The organism is Streptomyces cyaneofuscatus, from assembly GCF_042718795.1.
Taxonomy (GTDB): domain Bacteria; phylum Actinomycetota; class Actinomycetes; order Streptomycetales; family Streptomycetaceae; genus Streptomyces; species Streptomyces cyaneofuscatus_A.
This window is the reverse complement of record NZ_JBHXOX010000023.1, coordinates 143,747-163,131: the sequence shown is the minus strand read 5'-3', so window position 1 is coordinate 163,131 and position 19,385 is coordinate 143,747. Positions and strand designations below refer to the sequence as shown.

Annotated in this window: 13 protein-coding genes and 1 tRNA gene; 4 read left to right on the top strand and 10 right to left on the bottom strand. The window is 72.3% G+C overall.

The genetic code is table 11. The features are described from left to right. Positions 1 to 218: 218 nt before the first annotated feature. The 3 genes from ACFWRT_RS25820 to ACFWRT_RS25810 all read right to left on the bottom strand — a co-directional run bounded on the left by ACFWRT_RS25820 (position 219) and on the right by ACFWRT_RS25810 (position 4,100). The gene (locus tag ACFWRT_RS25820; protein ID WP_234331432.1) at positions 219 to 743 is read right to left on the bottom strand and encodes a ribose ABC transporter ATP-binding protein; all 525 of its coding nucleotides are present in this window, start codon (positions 741 to 743) and stop codon (positions 219 to 221) included. A 166-nt stretch (positions 744 to 909) separates the two neighbouring features. Then, positions 910 to 3,372, bottom strand: a complete 2,463-nt coding sequence (locus ACFWRT_RS25815) for an ABC transporter permease (RefSeq protein ID WP_380952122.1) — start codon at positions 3,370 to 3,372, stop codon at positions 910 to 912. Continuing rightward, on the bottom strand, positions 3,366 to 4,100 hold the full coding sequence (locus tag ACFWRT_RS25810; protein ID WP_380952121.1) for an ABC transporter ATP-binding protein: 735 nt from the start codon (positions 4,098 to 4,100) through the stop codon (positions 3,366 to 3,368). Before ACFWRT_RS25810 ends, ACFWRT_RS25815 begins: the two co-directional genes overlap by 7 nt. Before the next feature lie 243 nt (positions 4,101 to 4,343). On the opposite strand from ACFWRT_RS25810, the gene ACFWRT_RS25805 reads away from it, so the two are divergent. Further along, positions 4,344 to 5,099: a thioesterase II family protein gene (locus ACFWRT_RS25805; protein WP_380952120.1), complete on the top strand. Its 756-nt coding sequence runs from the start codon at positions 4,344 to 4,346 to the stop codon at positions 5,097 to 5,099. On the opposite strand, the gene ACFWRT_RS25800 is transcribed toward ACFWRT_RS25805, so the two are convergent. Continuing rightward, positions 5,002 to 5,835: a DedA family protein gene (locus ACFWRT_RS25800; RefSeq protein WP_380952118.1), complete on the bottom strand. Its 834-nt coding sequence runs from the start codon at positions 5,833 to 5,835 to the stop codon at positions 5,002 to 5,004. The genes ACFWRT_RS25805 and ACFWRT_RS25800 overlap by 98 nt on opposite strands. A gap of 124 nt (positions 5,836 to 5,959) precedes the next feature. Between ACFWRT_RS25800 and ACFWRT_RS25795 the strand changes: the two genes are divergently transcribed. Then, complete coding sequence (locus ACFWRT_RS25795; protein ID WP_380952117.1) at positions 5,960 to 7,273, top strand: sensor histidine kinase; 1,314 nt, start codon at positions 5,960 to 5,962, stop codon at positions 7,271 to 7,273. Positions 7,274 to 7,289: 16 nt separating this feature from the next. Further along, positions 7,290 to 7,934, top strand: coding sequence for a response regulator transcription factor (locus tag ACFWRT_RS25790; protein WP_336678939.1), 645 nt, complete (start codon positions 7,290 to 7,292; stop codon positions 7,932 to 7,934). Positions 7,935 to 7,976: 42 nt separating this feature from the next. Here the strand turns inward: ACFWRT_RS25790 and ACFWRT_RS25785 are convergent, their stop codons facing one another. Next, positions 7,977 to 9,026, bottom strand: coding sequence for a LuxR C-terminal-related transcriptional regulator (locus tag ACFWRT_RS25785; RefSeq protein ID WP_380952116.1), 1,050 nt, complete (start codon positions 9,024 to 9,026; stop codon positions 7,977 to 7,979). 131 nt (positions 9,027 to 9,157) lie between these two features. Between ACFWRT_RS25785 and ACFWRT_RS25780 the strand changes: the two genes are divergently transcribed. Next, positions 9,158 to 9,376 (top strand): hypothetical protein, encoded by a 219-nt coding sequence (locus tag ACFWRT_RS25780; protein ID WP_380952115.1) that lies wholly within the window; start codon positions 9,158 to 9,160, stop codon positions 9,374 to 9,376. A 428-nt stretch (positions 9,377 to 9,804) separates the two neighbouring features. On the opposite strand, the gene ACFWRT_RS25775 is transcribed toward ACFWRT_RS25780, so the two are convergent. The 5 genes from ACFWRT_RS25775 to topA form a co-directional block, all read right to left on the bottom strand. After that, positions 9,805 to 9,878: transfer RNA gene (locus tag ACFWRT_RS25775), tRNA-Thr, on the bottom strand. A 107-nt stretch (positions 9,879 to 9,985) separates the two neighbouring features. Continuing rightward, positions 9,986 to 11,518: an alpha/beta hydrolase gene (locus ACFWRT_RS25770; protein ID WP_380952114.1), complete on the bottom strand. Its 1,533-nt coding sequence runs from the start codon at positions 11,516 to 11,518 to the stop codon at positions 9,986 to 9,988. A 79-nt stretch (positions 11,519 to 11,597) separates the two neighbouring features. After that, entirely contained in the window at positions 11,598 to 12,812 is a 1,215-nt protein-coding gene (locus ACFWRT_RS25765) for a DNA polymerase III subunit delta' (RefSeq protein ID WP_380952113.1), read from the bottom strand. Positions 12,813 to 12,964: 152 nt separating this feature from the next. Beyond that, complete coding sequence (gene tmk / locus ACFWRT_RS25760; RefSeq protein ID WP_380952111.1) at positions 12,965 to 16,258, bottom strand: dTMP kinase; 3,294 nt, start codon at positions 16,256 to 16,258, stop codon at positions 12,965 to 12,967. A 188-nt stretch (positions 16,259 to 16,446) separates the two neighbouring features. Then, positions 16,447 to 19,335, bottom strand: coding sequence for a type I DNA topoisomerase (gene topA, locus ACFWRT_RS25755; RefSeq protein ID WP_380952110.1), 2,889 nt, complete (start codon positions 19,333 to 19,335; stop codon positions 16,447 to 16,449). Between the last annotated feature and the right edge of the window lie 50 nt (positions 19,336 to 19,385).

The following is a 19,385-nucleotide window of genomic DNA, read 5'->3' as shown; positions in this document are numbered from 1 at the left end:
CGGGGCCGCCCCCACCCTGCGTGGTGGCCAAACCCCGGCCCCCCCCCCCCGCCGGGCCCCGGCCCCCGGCCCCCGGCGGGGGGGGGGGGGGGGGGCCCCCCCCCCCCCCCCGGGGGCCCGCCCCCCCCCCCCCCCGCCGGACCGCACGAAGGGGCCGGCCGCCCTACCCGGGAGGTAGGGCGGCCGGCCCCTTCGTGCGTCCGTGTGTGCCGTCGGTCCTACGGGGAGGAGTTCAGCGGGGCCAGCGCGCGCGGGCGCCGGCAGTGGAGGACGAAGGCCGGCGGCAGGGAGTCCCACGACGTGCGGCCGGCCACCACCTCCTCGAAGGACACCCCGAGCATCCGCCGGAAGCGCCGCTCCTCGGCCCGGAACCGGGCGTGCAGCGGGCCGGGCGCGGTGAACGCCCCCGCGGGGCTCAGCACCTCGCGGACCGCGGCGAGGGAGGCCCGCCGCTTCGCGTGCGGCAGGCCCGCCCAGGACCGGCCGGCGATCACCACGTCCGCCGCCGCGATCCCCCGCCCGGCGAGCACACCGGGGAGGGACGCGGCGTCGGCGGTGACCACCTCGACGTCCGGGAAGCGCAGGCTCAGGCGGGCCGCCCGCACCGGATCGGACTCGACGGCGAGGTGCCGCCCCCGGCCGCCCAGCAGCTCCCGGACCAGGGCGGTCACCTCGCCTTCGTACGCGTCCAGTTCCACCACCACGGCAGGTCCCGACTCGGGCACCGGCGCAGTCAGGGCCATGGCGATCCGACGGGGGCCGGACGCCCCGGCGCGGGCCCAGGGCCCTCGGCGCGGGGGCCCACCGGGCAGGGTGGCTCGGTCGCTCGTCACAGCGCTGGCCTCTCGCGTTGTAAGGGAGTGGGCGCGGGGTGCCGGGGCGCGGCGGGATGCGCCCGGTACCAGGCGGTCACTCGCGCATGCCCGCCAGTTCGACCGGCCGGACGCGCAGCGCGAACGACGCGGGCAGCACGGAAGCCACCGTCGCGAGCAGGGCGCTCGCGCCGATCACCGCGGCGACCGTGCCCCAGGGCACCACGACGTCGGACCACACGTCGAGCAGGCCGAGGGCGCTCCACACACCGAGGAGGTTCACCCCGGCGATCACCGCCCCGAGCACCGCGCCGACCGCGACCACCACCAGGGCCTCGACCCCGACGAGCCGCAGCACCTGCCCCTTCGTGGCGCCCGTCAGACGCAGCGAGGCGAGGTCGCGGACCCGGTCGGAGGTCGCCATCATCAGGGTGTTGGCGAGCGCGATGCCCGTGTAGATCAGGGCGATGCCGAGGATCATCCACAGGCCGAGCCGGGTGTTCTCGCTGGAGCGCGGGTAGTGGACCTCGACCCATCGGTCGCCCGTCAGGAGCTGGACGCCGGTCGCCTTCGCGGCGGCGCCGAGTGCGGCGGCCGCGGTGTCCGCGCCGTCCTGGGGCAGCGCGAGGTCGACCCGGTCGACGGGGGCACCGGCGGCGTTGCGTTCCGTGAGGTAGACGCCGTTGCTGCCGGTGCCGGTGGAGAGCACCGCCGCGATGCGCAGGTCCGCCTTGCGGCCGTCGCCCAGCCAGACGGAGACCCTGTCGCCCACCTTCGTGGTCAGCCACTCCTCGTTGACGACGATGCTGTCGTCGTCGAGGTCGGCGAGGCGGCCCGCGACGACCGGCAGGTGGGAGACGGCCGCGTGCGCCGCCGGATCGACCGCCTTGGCCTCGGACTTGACGAGGGCGACCCCCTCCTCCAGGACGGTCACCCCGGTGGAACGGGTCGCGCTGACGGTCACGCCGGGGACGGCCCCGGCACGCCGGACGAACTCTTCGGGCAGCGCCCGGCCCTCCCCGCCCGCCGTGGCGACCAGGTCCGCGGTGATCTGCTCCCGCGCCTCGCCGGCCTTGGCCTCGCTGATCGTGGCGGTGGTGCCCATCAGGGAGGCGGCGAGGGCCACCGTGATGATGACCGGGGCGGCGACGGCGGCGGTCCTGCGGACCCCGGCGGACGCGTTCTCCCGGGCCAGCATCCCGGTCGCGCCGGGAAGCCGGGCCGGCAGCCAGGTCAGCAGCCGGGTCAGCGGCTTGACCAGGACCGGCGCGAACAGGGCGAACCCGACGATCAGCAGCATCGGCTGGGTGATGTAGGTCTTGCGCTTCAGGACGTCGCCCGGGCTGTCCACCAGGGCCAGGGAGAGCAGCCCGAGGCCGGTCGCGAGGACCGCGCCGCCGATCAGCCAGCGGCTCACCGGCATCGCGCGGGAGTCGATCGCGGACTCGCGCAGCGCCTCCGTCGGACCGACCCGGCCGGCCCGCCACGAGGAGACGACCACCCCGCTCAGGGCGACGAACAGGCCCGTCCAGAACGCGGTGTGCAGCGGCCACGTCTGCTCGCCGATCCGGAACCAGGAGGGAGCGATGCCGGCGTCGGCCATCCAGGCGGCGAGTCGTGGCGCGCCCGCCGCGCCGAGCCAGCAGCCGGCCGCCGAGGCGAGCACGCCGATGACGAACGCCTCGGTGAACACCATCCGCCGCACCTGGGCGGGGGTGGCACCGGCGGTGCGCAGCAGTCCGAACTCCCGGCGCCGCTGGGCGACCGCGAAGGAGAACGTCGAGGCGACGACGAACACCGACACGAAGCCGGTGACGCCCGCGGCCGTGCCGAGGAGCGCGTTCACCGCGACCAGTGCCTCCTCGTCCCGGTCGGGGTCCGGGTCGGCGCGCCGGCGTTCGTCGCCGGTCAGTACGTCGAACCCGGCGCCCACGGCCGCCTCGACCCGGTCGGCCGGGGCGTGCACGGCGACGGCGTCCACGTCGGGAGAGATCCGCGCGGCCTCGGAGTCGGTGAAGAACAGCGCGTTCTCGAAGCCGGCCGAGGCGACCGTCCCGACGATGGTGACCTGCTCGGACCCGCGGGCCGTGGCGGCCTGCACCCGGGTGCCCGGGCGCAGCGCGTCCCCGGTGGCGACGGCCTCGCCGGGCGCTGAGGGGGCGCGTCCGGCGGTCAGCGTGTAGGGGGTGAGCGCGGCGACCGACCACGGGTGGCCGACGGTGTCCTCGCCGAGTCCGGGGCCCGACACGGGGAAGGTGCGGTCCTCGACGGTCCCGCCGAGCGCCGCGAGCTTCGCGGTGACGGCTGCCGGGACGGGCGCGGGATCGGTGATCGTCTGCGTACGTTCCCCGATGGGGGTGTCCGCCCGGACGAGGCCGGAGGTCTTCACGACGACCGGCGCCTTCACGAGCCGCTCGGGCCCGCGGTCCGGAGCGCTGAAGGTCGCCGCGAGGGCGAGTCCCGTGGTGGCGATGAGGCCGACGCCGAGGGCGAGGGCGATGAACGAGCCGATGAACGTGACCCAGCGGGTCCGCATTCCCTGCAGAGCGAGCTTCAGCACGGGAGGGCCGCCAGTCCGGTCATGTGCGCGGCGACCTGCTCGGCCGTCGGGGCGAACAGCTCGTCGTTGACCCGGCCGTCGGTGAGGAACAGCACCCGGTCCGCGAAGGAGGCGGCCACCGGGTCGTGCGTCACCATGATGACGGTCTGCCCCTGGTCGACCATCTGCCGCAGCAGCGTGAGCACTTCACGGCTGGTGGTGGTGTCCAGGGCGCCGGTCGGCTCGTCACCGAAGAGCACCTCCGGCCGGGTGACCAGGGCGCGGGCGAGCGCCACCCGCTGCTGCTGACCGCCGGACATCTCACTGGGCCGGTGCCCGGCCCGCTCGCGCAGGCCCACCTTCTCCAGCACGTCCAGGACATCGCTGCGCTTGGGGCGGCGGCCGGCGAGTCGCAGCGGCAGCGCCACGTTCTGCTCGGCGGTGAGCGAGGGCAGCAGGTTGAACGCCTGGAAGACGAAACCGATGCGGTCCCGCCGCAGCAGCGTGAGCTTCTTCTCGCTCAGCTTGCTCAGGTCGGTCTCCCCGAGAAGCACCTGGCCGCCGGTCGGCCGGTCCAGACCCGCGGTGCACTGGAGGAAGGTCGACTTGCCGGAGCCCGAGGGCCCCATGACGGCGGTGAACGTGCCGCGGGGGATGTCCAGGGAGACGTTGTCCAGGGCGGTCACGGCGCTCGCGCCCTTGCCGTAGGAGCGAGTGACCGAACGGAGTCGGACGGCTGCTTGATTCATGGTGTCCACTCAATCGGGCCCGGAGCTGGCGCACATCGCAGCCGGGCGGAGTATTCGGGGTGGAGATAGCTCCACCCTTCTGTGCACGGTGGCCGCCCCGGGCGGGAAAAGGCAGTGCCCGGAGGCGACAGGAACTTGCGTGGGCAGCCTCCTGCCGCCGTCCCGGCCAGGTCACCGCGGCAACGGCCCGCACCATGGAGGGACGGACACGGCCACCGCACGGTGGCGGGAGGGCGGCTCGGAATGACGATCATCAGCAGGGGAACAGCGGGAAAGTGGTTCCGGAGGTACCCGGCGCGGAGCGGGGCACCCCGGCTGCGCCTGGTCTGCCTGCCGCACGCCGGCGGCACCTCGACGCTGTTCCACCGTTGGGCGGGGCTGCTGCCCGACGGTGTGGAGGTGCTGGCCACCCAGTATCCCGGCCGCCAGGAACGGCTCGGCGAGCCGTGCGCCTCGTCCATGACGGAGCTGGCCGACGCGATCGCCGACGCCCTGAAGCCCGAACTCGACGCGCCGGTCGCCTTCTTCGGCCACAGCCTCGGTTCGGCCGTCGCCTACGAGGTGGCCCGCCGCCTCGAAGACCACCACGGCGTCGTCCCCGAACGGGTCGTCGTCTCGGGCCGGGGAGCCCCGCACACCGAACGGGCCGGCGGCACCCTGCACCTGCTCGACGACGAGCTCCTGGTGGCCGCCGCCCGCAGGCTCGGCGATGTGGGCTCCGCCGTCTACGACGACCCCGACCTGCGTCCGCTGCTGCTGCCCTCGCTGCGCGGCGACTTCCGGCTCATCGAGTCCTACCGGCCCCTCGACGTGACACCGCTGCGCGCTCCGGTGACGGCCGTCGGCGGCACGGCCGACCCGGGCTGCACCCTCCCCGAGCTGCTGTCCTGGTCGGCGCTGACTACAGCGTCGTACGAGCACCGGCTGTTCCCCGGGGACCACTTCTACCTGGTCCCGCAGGAGGAGGCACTGGTGCGCTTCCTCGCCGAGCGGCTGTGACCAGGACGTCGCCGGCCACGGCGGGCGCGCCCAGGGGGCCCTGGGCGCGCCCCTCTTCGGTACGGGCGGCCCGGGCGGCCCGGGCGTGCTCGCCGCGGGCCGTGAGCAGCAGCGGCAGCGACGTGGTCAGCAGCAGTACGACCGACGCGCAGGCCAGCACACCCGAACCGCCCCACTTCTCCCAGGAGCTCCCGGCGAGCAGCCCGAGCCCCACACAGCAGGGCGCCCACAACAGCGCGGCCAGCACGGACCACCCCAGGTACGGCCGCCAGGGCACCTGTACGGAGCCGCACAGCGCCGGGACCAGGGTGCGCAGGCCCCCGTTGAACCGGCCGAGCAGAACGGCCCGGCCGTGCCGGGCCCCCACCGTGGCCAGCGCCAGCCGGTAGGACCGCGAGCCGGTGAGCCTCCCGGGGAGGGCACCCTCCAGCCGGTCGCCCCAGCGCCAGCCCACCCCGTACCCGAGCACATTGCCCGCCAGAGCCCCGGCCACCGCCAGCGCGAACACCCCCGCCAGCGGCAGCACCCCGTGGTGCACGAGCACCCCGCTCGCCACCAGGGCGGTCTGCGAAGGGAACAGCATGCCCACCACCGGTACCGCGGGCTCCACCGCGGGCAGCAGGAACACGATCACCAGCGTCAGCCAGACGGGCACGACCGCGAACATGGCCTCCGGCGAGAACATCCCGGTCCCCTCCCCCTCGTACAGGAGCGGGCGGCTGCCCACTGCCCCCATCCGACCCCGCGGCACCCCTCGCGCACATTGCACCTGGTGGCCGTCCTTACGGGGAGCCCGCTACCGGTCGGATGGTGGAGCTGGCTGGGTGGTCCGCGCGATACGGGCCTCATATCGTGCCCCCATGCACTCACCCAGCCTCTGGCAGGCCCTGCACCAGCGCCGGTACCTCCGGAGCGGCTGGCCCTGGCGCTGCGCCCTGTACTTCCTGACCAGCGTGCCGCTGGGCGCCGCTCTGCTGGCCTGTCTGCTCGTCCTCGCGCTGGCCGGCAGCCTGCTGACCGTGGTCCTCGTCGGGGTGCCCCTCCTGCTGACACTGGTCCTCGCCGGGCTGCCGGTCGCGCATGTGGAGCGGCGCCGGCTACGCCTGATCGATCCGGCCGTGCCGCTGGCCGACGCCCACCAGGACCCGCCGCGCACCGGGCCCGCCGCCTGGCTGCGTACCCGCCTCCAGGAGCGTTCCACCTGGCGGGAGTTGGGTTACGCCCTCCTGTTCGGCTGCCTCCTGTGGCCCTTGGAGGCAGCGGTCATCGGCACGGTCCTCGGCGTGAGCGGGGGGCTGATCTCCACCCCCCTGGTCATGGCCACGGCCGGCGGCGGCGAGGAGGCGCGGGTCATCAAGCTGTGGCTGGTCCACTCCTACCCGGCGGCGTTCGCCGTCGCCCTGGCCGGGCTGCTCCTGCTCCCCCTGCTGGCCTACCCGCTCGGCCTGCTCGCCGTGGGACGCGCCCAGCTCACCCGCCTCCTACTGGACGTGTCGCCCCATCAGGACGACGTACGTGTCAAGGAGTTGAGCCGTTCTCGGATGCGCCTGGTGACCGCCTTCGAGGCCGAACGCCGCCGGATCGAACGTGACCTGCACGACGGCGCCCAGCAGCGGCTGGTCTCCCTGTCGATGCGGCTGGGCCTGGCGCGCCTCGACGCCCGCGAGGAGCCCCTCGCCGGGCTCCTGGCCCAGGCCCACGGTGAGGCCCAGGCCGCTCTGGTCGAGCTCCGGGAGCTGATCCAGGGCATCCACCCCCGGGTCCTCACCGACCGGGGTCTGGCCGCGGCCATCGAGGACATCGCCGACCGCTCCCCGGTCCCCGTCGACCTCGATCTCGACCTGCCCCACCGGTTCCTCGAAGCGGTCGAGTCCGCCGTCTACTTCGCGGTGTGCGAGGGTCTGGCGAACGTCGCCAAGCACAGCCAGGCCACCAGGGCCACCGTCGAGGCCCGCGTCGAGGCGGGCCAACTCGTCGTCCGCGTGGTGGACAACGGCGTGGGGGGCGCGGACGAGGCCGACGGCACCGGGCTGGAGGGGGTCGCGGATCGCATCTCGGTCCTGGGCGGGCATTTGCTAATGTCCTCACCGTCCGGCGGGCCCACGGTCTTCCGTCTCCTCGTGCCCTGCACCCCGGCTCCGGACCGCCGACTCGACGCCCCGCCGGCCCGATAGCCCGTAGAGGAAACAGATGTTGCGCATCGTGTTGGCCGAGGACAGCGTGCTGCTGCGGGAGGGCCTCGTCGGGCTCATGGAGCGCTTCGGCCACCAGGTTCTCGCCGGTGTCGGTACGGCCGACGAGCTCACGGCAGCCGTCGCGGAGCACGAGCCCGACATCGTCGTCACCGATGTACGGATGCCGCCCGGCTTCTCCGACGAGGGGCTGCGGGCCGCGCTGCGGCTGCGCGAGAAGAACCCCCAGCTGCCCATCCTGGTCCTCAGCCAGTACGTCCAGCGCGCCTACGCCGAGGAGCTGCTCGACTCCTCCGACGGCACCCACGTCGGCTACCTCCTCAAGGAACGCGTCGGCAACGTCGAGGAGTTCGTGGAAGCCCTCCAGCGGGTGGCCGCCGGCGCGACCGTCGTCGATCCCGAGGTGGTCCGCCAGCTCCTGCGCCACCGCCGCGACCCACTGGCCAAACTGACCCCCCGTGAGCAGGAGGTCCTCGCGCTGATGGCCGAGGGCCAGTCCAACGCGTCCGTCGCCGCGTCCCTGCACGTCAGCGAGGGCACCGTCAGCAAGCACTTCGGTTCCATCCTCACCAAACTGGACCTGAGCCTGTCCGACGCCACCAACCGCCGGGTACTGGCCGTCCTGGCCTACCTGCGCGGCTGATCTTCCGGGACAGCCTTACGGTGTCCCCGCGTCCGGGTCCGCTCAGCCGACGAGCCAGCCCCGCTCAGCCGCCAGCGCACCCAACTGAAAGCGGCTACGGGCCCCCAGACGGTTCATCAGCGCCGCCGTCACCCGGCGACTGGTGCGCACCGAAACCCCCAGCTTGCGGGCGATCACCTCGTCGGTGAGGCCGGCCGCGAGCAGTCCGAGCACCGCGCTCTCCTGGTCCGCGAGCGCCCCGTCCCGCTCCCGGTCCCGCTCCTCGCCGAACCGCGCCGCCCGCTGCCACACCTGCTCGAACAAGGACTGCAGCGCGGCCACCGGCCCCGGGCTGGACAGCAGGAAGGCTCCCGTGTCCGGTGCGGCCGGGTCGATCGGCACGAGCGCCGTGCGCCGATCCCAGATGATCACCCGGAGCGGCAGATGCGGAACCGTCCTGACCTCAGCCCCCTGCTCGACCAGCCACTGCGCGTACTCGCTGGTGGGCCGGTCGTTGCGGATGCTGTCCTGGTAGACGTAGCTGACCCGGGCCGACCGTTCCAGGAGCAGCAGATCGAGCGGCTGGGAGGAGGCGAGGACGTCACCGGGCTGCGCGCCACCGGGCACGAACACCTGGATCTCCTCCCGGCACTCATGACACGTCTTTTCCACACAGGTCTGCACGGCGTCGATCCCGCGCAGTTCCCGCACGGATGACACCGGCCCGCTCTCCGATGCACTGCGGTATTCGTCGACCAGGTTCTCCGCCGCGAGTTTCGTCTGCGTGAGAATCTGCTGCCGCCGGAGCAATTCCCTTTCCTGTGCGTCGATCAGAGCTTGCAGTCCGAGTTCAGGATCCACCAGCCGCCGGCTGTCCCGGTGCTCGTGCGAGGGCCGCACGAGAGAGAGGCCGAAGAGTTCATCGAGGGCGTTCGACGCCCGGTCGACCGACCAGCCGAGGCGTGCGGCGAGCGCCCCCGTCTCCGCTCGCGGCTCCTTCAGCAGAGCGCGGTACGCGCACGCGGCGTCCGTGCCGAGCCCGATCTCCGTGAGCACTCCGGCCTCCAGTCGTCGATGGTGCGCGCAGCGTATGCCGACCTCCTTTTCACCCATTTTCACGAGGATTTCCGCGCTGCGAAATCGAGGAAAAATAGGCTCGAAAGTCCAGCTCCGTAAGGTTCTGCTCAGAAAACGAAAACAGCGCGAACGGCCGATGCGGCGTTCAACGAGGGGGAAAAATCCACATGCGTAACAAGAGCGCGTTCCTTGCAGCGGCGACCGGTGCGATCCTGATGAACGTCCTGCTGCTGGCGACTCCGGCCGCCGCCGACGGCGGGAACGAGCGCGACCTTCCCTGGACTGCACCGCCGGCGCGCACGGTGGAGCTGGTGCTCGACCCCGTCCTGGACGTTCTTGACCCCCTGAGCGGCGAGGTCGACGGCGACCTGCCCTGGACCCGCTGATCGACGGAACTCGCATTGCCGGGCGGCCGGAGCGTGAGCCGGGGCGTCCGGCAGGCAGAGCAAGAACCGGTAGGGGGAGTCTGGGCAGCTTCCGCCGTATGTCTCGCGAGTGCGAGCAGTGGGCTGGCCGCCCCCTGCGTCGACCGTCATGCGCTGTCTCAACCGACGGCGCAGTTGCTGGGGGAGTAAACGGCACACGCACCTGTGAGAACAACGCACACATAAGATCGCCGAGCCCACGTCACGGACAACGCACCCGACGCCAAGGCTTGGACGTCCCGTTTAGATCCTGCCGCTTCATCACGCACAGCTGTCCACCGGTGGCATCACGCACCAGAGAAGTCGCACATGCCCGATTCACCCGGAACTCAAGGCCATTCGACAGAAGAAACCCCAGGTCACGGGCTATTTGACCTGGGGTTTCGCTGAGCCGCCTTCGGGATTCGAACCCGAGACCTACGCATTACGAGTGCGTTGCTCTGGCCAACTGAGCTAAGGCGGCGTGCCCTGTCGCACTATGGTGCGATCAGCAGCGGGGCCAAGTCTACACAGTTTCCGGGGGTGCTCCGTACACGGCACCCCCGGAGGCGTTTGCCCTGGTCAGGGGGGTCAGGTGCACTTCTTGGCGTCGGTGGGCGGCGTGCCCTCCAGGAGGTAGGTGTTGATCGCCGTGTCGATGCAGTCGCTGCCCCGGCCGTACGCCGTGTGGCCGTCGCCGTCGTACGTGAGCAGGGTGCCGGAGTCGAGCTGGGCGGCGAGGGCCTCGGACCACTTGTACGGGGTGGCCGGGTCGCGGGTGGTGCCGACCACGACGATCGGGGCGGCGCCCTTCGCCTCGGTGCGGTGGGGGGTGCCGGTGGCCTTGGTGGGCCAGTACGCGCAGTTCAGGGACGCCCAGGCGAAGCCTCGGCCGAAGACCGGGGAGGCCTTCTCGAAGTCTGGGACCGCCTTCTCCACGGCGTCGGGGGTGTCGAAGGCGGGCGGGAGGTCGAGGCAGTTCACGGCGGCGTTCGCGTACATCAGGTTCGCGTACTTCCCGTCCGGGCCGCGCTCGTAGTAGCTGTCGGCCAGCGAGAGGAGGCCGGACCCGTCGCTGCGCTGGGCGCCCTCCAGTGCCTCGCGGAGCTGGGGCCAGGCCGCCTCGTCGTACATCGCCGCGATCACCCCGGTCGTCGCCAGGGACTCGCCGAGCTCGCGTTCGTCGTCGCCGCTCGGGATCGGCTTCGCGTCCAGGTCCTTGAAGAGCTGCTTCAGGTTCGTCGCCGCGTCCGCCGTGGATGTGGTGCCCAGCGGGCAGTCCGGCTGCTTGACGCAGTCGGCGGCGAAGGACTGGAACGCCCCCTCGAAGCCCGCCGTCTGGTCGCGGTTCATGTCGATGGCCGGCAGGGACGGGTCCATCGCGCCGTCCAGGACCAGGCGGCCGGCCCGCTGCGGGAAGAGGTCCGCGTACGTGGCGCCCAGGAACGTGCCGTACGAGGCGCCGACGTAGTTCAGCTTCTCGTCGCCGAGGAGGGAGCGCAGGACGTCCATGTCGCGGGCCGTGTCGACGGTGGAGACGTACGGGAGGATCTCGCCGCTCCTCTTCTCGCAGCCCTGCGCGAATTTCCTGAAGGCCGCGCTGAGCTTCTGGACCTCCGCCTCGTCGTCCGGGGTCTGGTCCACCTGCGTGTAGGCGTCCATCTCCTTGCCCGTCAGGCACTCCACGGGTTCGCTGCGGGCCACGCCGCGCGGGTCGATGGCCACCATGTCGTAGCGGGCGCGCACCGGGGCCGGGTAGCCGAGGGCCGCGTACCCCTGGAGATAGCTGATCGCGGAGCCGCCGGGGCCCCCCGGGTTCACCAGGAGCGAGCCGATCCGCTTGCCGGGGCCGGTCGCCTTCTTGCGGGAGACGGCGAGGTCGATGTCCCCGTCAGCCGGCTTGCCGTAGTCCCTCGGCGCCTTCATGGTCGCGCACTCGAACCCCTCCACCCCGCAGTCGCGCCAGCTCAGCTTCTGCGTGTAGTACGCCGACAGCCTCTCCGGCGCCGCTGTGCCGGTGGCCGAGGCGTTCGGCGACGAGCCTCCGGTGCTGCAGCCGGAGATGAGCAGGCCGGCAGTGCCGATCCCGATGGCGAAGGTGCGGAGCAGGCGCCTGGTATCCATCCTGGGAGCGTATCCGGCGGGTGACGTGTCGTCCGATTCCCTGCTCAATCGGGTGAACCGGGACGCCCCCGCATACCGCTCAGCCCGCTCTCAGCGACATCGTCATCGCCTCCACCGCCAGCAGCGGTGCCACATTGCGGTCCATCGCCTGCCGGCACGCGATCACCGCCTCGATCCTGCGCAGCGTCTGCGCGGGTGTCGAGGACTCCGCGATCCGGTCCAGCGAGTCCTGCACGTCCACATTGGCGATGGCGATCCGCGAACCGAGCTGGAGCGCCAGCACATCGCGGTAGAAGCCGGTGAGCTCGGTGAGCGCCAGGTCCAGGCTGTCGCGCTGCGTACGGGTCTTGCGGCGCTTCTGTTTGTCCTCCAGCTCCTTCATCGCCCCCGCCGTGCCGCGCGGCATCCGGCCGCCCGCCACCCCGCCGAGCGCCGCCTTGAGGTCCTCGGTCTCCTTGGCGTCCACCTCATCCGCCATCTGCTTGGCGTCGTCGGTGGCCGTGTCGATCAGCTCCTGGGCCGCCTTGAGGCAGCCACCGACATCCGCGACCCGCAACGGAACCTTGAGCACCGCCGCCCGCCGTGCCCGCGCCCGCTCGTCCGTCGCGAGGCGGCGCGCCCGGCCGATGTGTCCCTGGGTGGCCCGCGCCGCGGCGTGCGCGCGCTCGGGGTCGACCCCGTCGCGGCGGATCAGGACGTCCGCCACGGCCTCCACAGGCGGAGTGCCCAGGGTCAGGTGGCGGCAGCGCGAGCGGATCGTGGGCAGGACGTCTTCGAGGGAGGGGGCGCACAGCATCCACACCGTGCGCGGCGCCGGCTCCTCGACCGCCTTCAGCAGCACGTTGCCCGCGCCCTCGGTGAGCCGGTCCGCGTCCTCCATGACGATGACCTGCCACCGGCCGACCGCCGGGGAGAGCTGGGCACGACGGACCAGGTCGCGGGTCTCCTTCACGCCGATGGAGAGCAGGTCCGTACGGATCACCTGGACGTCGGCGTGCGTACCGATCAGGCTCGTGTGGCAGCCGTCGCAGAAACCGCAGCCGGGCTCCCCGCCCAGCGCCCGGTCCGGGCTGGTGCACTGGAGCGCGGCGGCGAAGGCGCGGGCGGCGGTGGACCGCCCGGAACCCGGCGGTCCGGTGAACAGCCAGGCGTGGGTCATCTTCGACCCCTGCGCCTCGGCGTCTTGCGGTTTACCGTCGGAGACCGCCGTGACCAGCGCGTCGGCGTCCCTGGCGGCAGCGGCGAGCTGTTCCCTCACCCGGTCCTGTCCGACCAGGTCGTCCCATACGGTCACCGGTCCGCCCTTCCCATCGTCGGATCCCTGTCGGATCTCCTGTCGGATCTCCTGTCGGATTTCCTGTGCGATCCCATTGTGGAGGACGCCACTGACAAGTCCGGCCCGCCCACCCCTCAGGGCGGACGGGCCGGACTCCCGACAGATTCAGGTCAGCCGCGCGGGCGGCGCCCCCGGCCCGTGGGGCCGTCGTCGTCCTGGCCGCCGAGCAGTTCGTCCGCCAGCGTCGGCAGATCGTCCAGCGGGGTCTCCTCGGCCCAGTCCGGACGGGGGCGCTTGCGGCGGGCGCGGGACTCGTCACCGGCCTGGCCCGCGGCCCGCGGGTCCTCGACCTGCGGCAGTTCCCGGGTGCGCTCGTTCTCGCTCTCCGCCGGCGGGGAGGCCGGGCCCTCGTCCCGGAAGTAGCCCTTGGGCACCCGGTCGGAGGGCTGATCGCCCCGTACGGGCGGCAGCACAGCCGTCTCGTCGGCGGCCCGAGAGTCGCGAGCGTCCCGGGTGTCACGCGCATCCCGCGCGCCCCGAGCGTCCCGGCCGTCCCGCGCGTCGCGCCCCGACCGCTCGTCCGTGATCCGCGGCAGCATCGCCGTCTCGTTGTCCCCGGACGACTTGTCCTCCTCCGGACGTGCCGTCGGCACCTGCTGCGTGATCTCATTCGGGTTCACGATCGGCGTGGGCACCGTCAGCTCGTTCTCCGGAATGGTGGGCCCATGCCCCTCCGACCGCGAGAACGCCTCAGGCCCTGAGTCACGGGCGTCACGGGAGTCACGGGCGTCACGGGCGTCACTGGCGTCACGGGAGTCACCGGAAGCACGCGAAGCACGCTCCGCCTCCGCGCGCGAAGCCCGCTCCGCCTCTGCCCGCTCCGCAGCCTCGGCCGCAGCACGCCGACGCGCCTCCTCCGCCCGTACCAGCGCCTCCTCCGCCTTCCGCTGCTTCTCCAGACGGAGCGCCTCGGCCTCCTTGCGGAGCCGCGCCTCCTCCGCCGCCTGCTTGCGGAGGCGTTCCTGCTCGGCCTCGCGGGCCCGCTCCTCGGCCTCCAGCCGGCGGCGGTCCTCCTCGGCGCGGCGACGGGCCTCCTCGGCACGCTGCCGGGCCTCCTCCGCCTGGCGCTCGGCCTCGCGCTGCCGGGCCTCCTCCAGCTCGCGCTGCTTGCGCTCCTCCTCCTCGGCGCGCAGCCGGGCGAGCTGCTCCTGGCGCTCCTGCTCCAGGCGCTCCTCCTCGGCCTTGCGGGCGGCCTCTTCCTCCGCCTTGCGCCGGGCCTCCTCCTCGGCCTTGCGCCGCGCCTCCGCGATGGCCTCGATCTCGGCCTCGGAGAGCGGAAGGAGCCGGTCGAGCCGGTGACGTACGACCGTGGTGATCGCCTCGGGCTCCTGCCCGGCGTCCACCACCAGGTAGCGCGTCGGGTCGGCGGCGGCCAGGGTCAGGAACCCGGACCGTACGCGCTCGTGGAACTCCGCCGGCTCCGACTCCAGCCGGTCCGGCGCCTCCGTGAACCGCTCCCGCGCGGTCTGCGGGTCGACGTCCAGCAGCACCGTCAGATGCGGTACGAGGCCGCTCGTCGCCCACCGCGAGATCCGGGCGATCTCGGTCGGGGCCAGGTCCCGTCCGGCGCCCTGGTAGGCGACGGAGGAGTCGATGTAGCGGTCGGAGATGACGATCGCGCCGCGCTCCAGCGCCGGGCGGACGACGGAGTCGATGTGCTCGGCGCGGTCGGCGGCGTACAGCAGCGCCTCGGCGCGGTTGGAGAGCCCGGCGGAGGAGACGTCCAGCAGGATCGACCGCAGCCGCTTGCCGACCGGGGTGGCCCCGGGCTCGCGGGTGACGACGACCTCGTGGCCCTTGGAGCGGATCCAGTCGGCGAGCGCCTCGACCTGGGTGGACTTGCCCGCCCCGTCGCCGCCCTCCAGGGCGAGGAAGAAGCCGGTGGCGGCGGGCGCGACGGCCGGGTCGCCGCCGCGCAGCGCCTCGCGCAGGTCGCGGCGGAGCGGTACGCCCGACCGGTCGTCCGTCTTGGCCAACACGATCGCGGCGAGCGGCAGCAGCAGCGCGCCGATCAGCATCAGCGTGAAGGCCGCACCGCCGTGGGCGAAGACGAAGTCACCGGAGGCGGAGGCCAGGCGGTGCTGCCCGATCGCGGCGGCGAGCAGCGGACCCGCGACCGCGCCGAGTGCGACGAGCACCCGGACGAGGGCCTGGAGGTGCTCGGTGGTCCGGGCCTGCCGGGCCGCCTCCGTCTCCTGGTCGATGATCGTGTGCCCGATGTTCGCGGCGACCCCGGCCGCGTAACCGGCGAGGAGCGCGATCGCGAGCACGGTGGCGGTGTCCGGCACCAGGCCGAGCGCGAGGAGCGCGATGCCCGTGACGGTGATGGCCAGCGCGAGGAGGCGGCGCCGCGACAGGGCGGGCAGCACCTTCTGCGCCGTACGGATACCAAGGGCGGTGCCCCCGGTCAGCGCCAGGATCAGCAGCGCGAACGTGACGGGTCCGCCGCCCAGGTCGTAGGCGTGCAGGACGGATACGCCGGCGGCCGCCGCGATCGCTCCGGCGACGGCCGCGCTGACGGCGGCGACCAGCGGGAGCGCGCCGGTGCGGCCCTTGTCCGGCCCGCTACCGGTGGTGGGGCGGCGCAGGCCTTCCAGGGGCGAGCGCGGCCGGGGGGTCTGGGTGCCGGGCAGTTCGAGGAAGTACAGGATGGAGATGGAGGCCGAGAACAGACCGGCCGCCACATACGAAGCCAGCGCCGCCTGGTGGAAGGAGAACCACTCCAGGCCGGTGCCGAGGAGGTTGCCGATCAGCGTCGCGAACAGCAGGACCACCGCGGCGGCGGGGACGGCGAGGAAGTTCGTACGGAGCGACAGCCTGCGCAGGGCGTCGAGGTGGTCGGGGAGCGGGCGGACGGCGGCGCCTTCGATCGGCGGGGCCGGGAGCAGCGCCGGGGCGGCGCTCTCCTTGGCCACCGTCCACAGGCGCTCGGCGGCGCCCGTCACGAAGACGGTGATGAGGATCATCATGGGCGCCTTGTCGGGCACCCAGTCGATCCACAGCGGGGCGATGATCAGCAGGGCGAGCCGCAGCGCGTCCGTCCCGATCATCAGCCATCGCCGGTCCAGTTTTCCGCCGGGCGCGGTGAGCGACGTCAAAGGCCCCAGGAGTACGGCTCCGAAGAGCACGGTGGACAGGATGCGGGCACCGAACACGGCGGCGACGGCGAAGGCCGCCCCGCGGTATCCGGCCCCAAATGAGCCCTCCAGGACCGCTGCTTGCAGCGACAACAGCACCAGCACGAGAAGGGCGAGTGCATCGCCGATACCGCCGACGAGCTGGGCGCTCCACAACCGCTTCAGCGGGGGAACACGCAACAGGGCCCGTACGGCGCGCTCGCGTGAGTCTGCGGCAAGTGTGTCGGAGGTGGGGCTCACGACCGTTGGCTGCTCGGCTCGCGTCATCCGCCCAGCCTATCGGCAGCGGTGCGGTGACTGTCGGCCCGTCCGAACATATGGCCGCAGATGATTTCCGGCCAGCTCCCGGACAGGCCCCTTGCGGACAGGCCCGCTGCGGACAGGTCCCTTGACGTACTGCTGCCCGGCACCTGAATCAGGCACCGGGCAGCAGTACGTCACACCGACAGAACCGGTCAGTCCTCGGAGGAGGCAGAAGAAGCTGACGCGGAAGCTGTCTTCTTCGCCGTCGCCTTCTTGGTGGTCGTCGCCTTCTTGGTGGTCGTCGTCTTCTTCGCCGCGGTCTTCTTGGCCGCCGTGGACTTGGTCGCCGTCGTCTTCTTCGCGGCCGTCTTCTTGGCCGTCGCCTTCTTCGCCGGGGCCTTCTTCGCCGTCTTCTTCTTGGCGGGTCCCTTGGCGCGCTTCTCGGCGAGCAGCTCGTAGCCGCGCTCCGGCGTGATCTCCTCGACGCTGTCGCCGGTCCGCAGGGTGGCGTTGGTCTCGCCGTCGGTGACGTACGCGCCGAAGCGACCGTCCTTCACCACGACCGGCGAACCGCTCACCGGGTCGGTGCCCAGCTCCTTCAGCGGCGGCTTGGCGGCGGCCCGGCCGCGCTGCTTGGGCTGGGCGTAGATCGCGAGGGCCTCGTCGAGGGTGATGTCGAAGAGCTGGTCCTCGGAGGTCAGCGACCGGGAGTCGGTGCCCTTCTTGAGATACGGGCCGTACCGGCCGTTCTGCGCGGTGATCTCGACACCCTCGGCGTCGGTGCCGACGACGCGCGGCAGCGACATCAGCTTGAGGGCGTCGGCGAGGGTGACCGTGTCCAGGGACATGGACTTGAAGAGCGAGGCGGTCCGCGGCTTCACCGCGTTCTTGCCGGTCTTCGGCGTCCCCTCGGGCAGCACCTCGGTGACGTACGGGCCGTAGCGCCCGTCCTTGGCGATGATCTGGTTGCCGCTGACCGGGTCGGCGCCCAGCTCGAAGTCGCCGCTGGGCTTGGCCAGCAGCTCCTCGGCGAGCTCGACGGTCAGCTCGTCGGGTGCCAGGTCCTCGGGCACGTCGGCGCGCTGGTGGCCCTCGGCGTCCTTCTCGCCCCGCTCGATGTACGGGCCGTAGCGGCCGACGCGGAGCTTGATGTCGTTGCCGACCGGGAACGAGGAGATCTCCCGGGCGTCGATCGCGCCGAGGTCGGTGACCAGTTCCTTCAGGCCGCCGAGGTGGTCGCCGTCGCCGTTGCCCGCGTCGGAGGCGGAGCCCGCACCGGCCGGGTCGTCACCGGAACCGGTCGTTCCGAAGTAGAAGCGCTTCAGCCACGGCACGGACTGGGCCTCGCCCCGCGCGATGCGGTCGAGGTCGTCCTCCATGCGGGCGGTGAAGTCGTAGTCCACGAGCCGGCCGAAGTGCTTCTCCAGCAGGTTGACCACGGCGAAGGAGAGGAAGGACGGGACGAGCGCGGTGCCCTTCTTGAAGACGTAGCCGCGGTCGAGGATGGTCCCGATGATCGAGGCGTACGTCGACGGGCGGCCGATCTCGCGCTCTTCCAGCTCCTTGACCAGCGAGGCCTCGGTGTAGCGGGCCGGGGGCTTGGTGGCGTGGCCGTCGACCGTGATCTCGTCGGCGGACAGCGCGTCGCCCTCGGCGACCTGCGGCAGCCGGCGCTCGCGGTCGTCCAGCTCGGCGTTCGGGTCGTCGGCGCCCTCGACGTACGCCTTCATGAAGCCGTGGAAGGTGATCGTCTTGCCGGAGGCGGAGAACTCGGCGTCCCGGCCGTCGCTCGCCCGGCCGCCGATCTTGACGGTGACCGAGTTGCCGGTCGCGTCCTTCATCTGGGAGGCGACGGTCCGCTTCCAGATCAGCTCGTAGAGCCGGAACTGGTCGCCGGTGAGGCCGGTCTCGGCAGGGGTGCGGAAGCGGTCGCCGGAGGGGCGGATCGCCTCGTGCGCCTCCTGCGCGTTCTTGACCTTGCCGGCGTACGTACGCGGCTTGTCGGGCAGGTAGTTCGCCCCGTACAACTGCGTGACCTGGGCCCGGGCCGCGGAGACCGCGGTGTCCGAGAGGGTCGTGGAGTCCGTACGCATATAGGTGATGAAGCCGTTCTCGTACAGCTTCTGCGCCACCTGCATGGTCGCCTTGGCCCCGAAGCCCAGCTTGCGGCTCGCCTCCTGCTGGAGGGTCGTCGTCCGGAAGGGGGCGTACGGGGAGCGTCGGTACGGCTTCGACTCGACGGACCGGACCGCGAAGGACGTGTCGGCGAGCGCGGCGGCCAGGGCGCGGGCGTTCACGTCGTCCAGGTGCAGGGTCTGGGCGGAGCCGGCCTTGAGCTGCCCGTCGGCGCCGAAGTCGCGGCCCTGGGCGATGCGGCGGCCGTCGACCGCGCTGAGGCGGGCGGTCAGGGTCGAGGGGTCGGAGGCGTCACCGGTACGGCCGGTGGCGAACTTTCCGGTCAGGTCCCAGTACTCGGCGGAGCGGAAGGCGATGCGCTCGCGCTCCCGCTCGACGACGAGGCGGGTGGCGACGGACTGGACGCGGCCCGCCGAGAGCTTCGGCATGACCTTCTTCCACAGGACCGGCGAGACCTCGTAGCCGTAGAGGCGGTCGAGGATACGGCGGGTCTCCTGGGCGTCGACCATGCGCTGGTTCAGCTCGCGCGGGTTGGCGACGGCGGCCCGGATCGCGTCCTTGGTGATCTCGTGGAAGACCATCCGGTGGACCGGGACCTTGGGCCGCAGGACTTCCTGGAGGTGCCACGCGATGGCTTCGCCCTCGCGGTCCTCATCGGTGGCGAGGAAGAGTTCGTCGGACTCGGCCAGGAGCTGTTTGAGCTTCCTGACCTGGGCCTTCTTGTCGGCGTTGACGACATAGATGGGCTGGAAGTCGTTCTCGACGTCCACTCCGAGGCGGCGTACCTCGCCGGTGTACTCGTCCGGGACCTCGGCCGCGCCGTTCGGGAGGTCGCGGATGTGCCCGACGCTCGCCTCGACGACGTATCCGGGGCCGAGATAGCCCTTGATCGTCTTCGCCTTGGCAGGCGACTCGACGATGACGAGTCGGCGGCCGCCCTGTGCGGTCTCGCTGGTCGGGGACAACTTCGCTCTTCTCTCCGGTCGACACTCGATAGGCATCCGGGCAGCGTCGG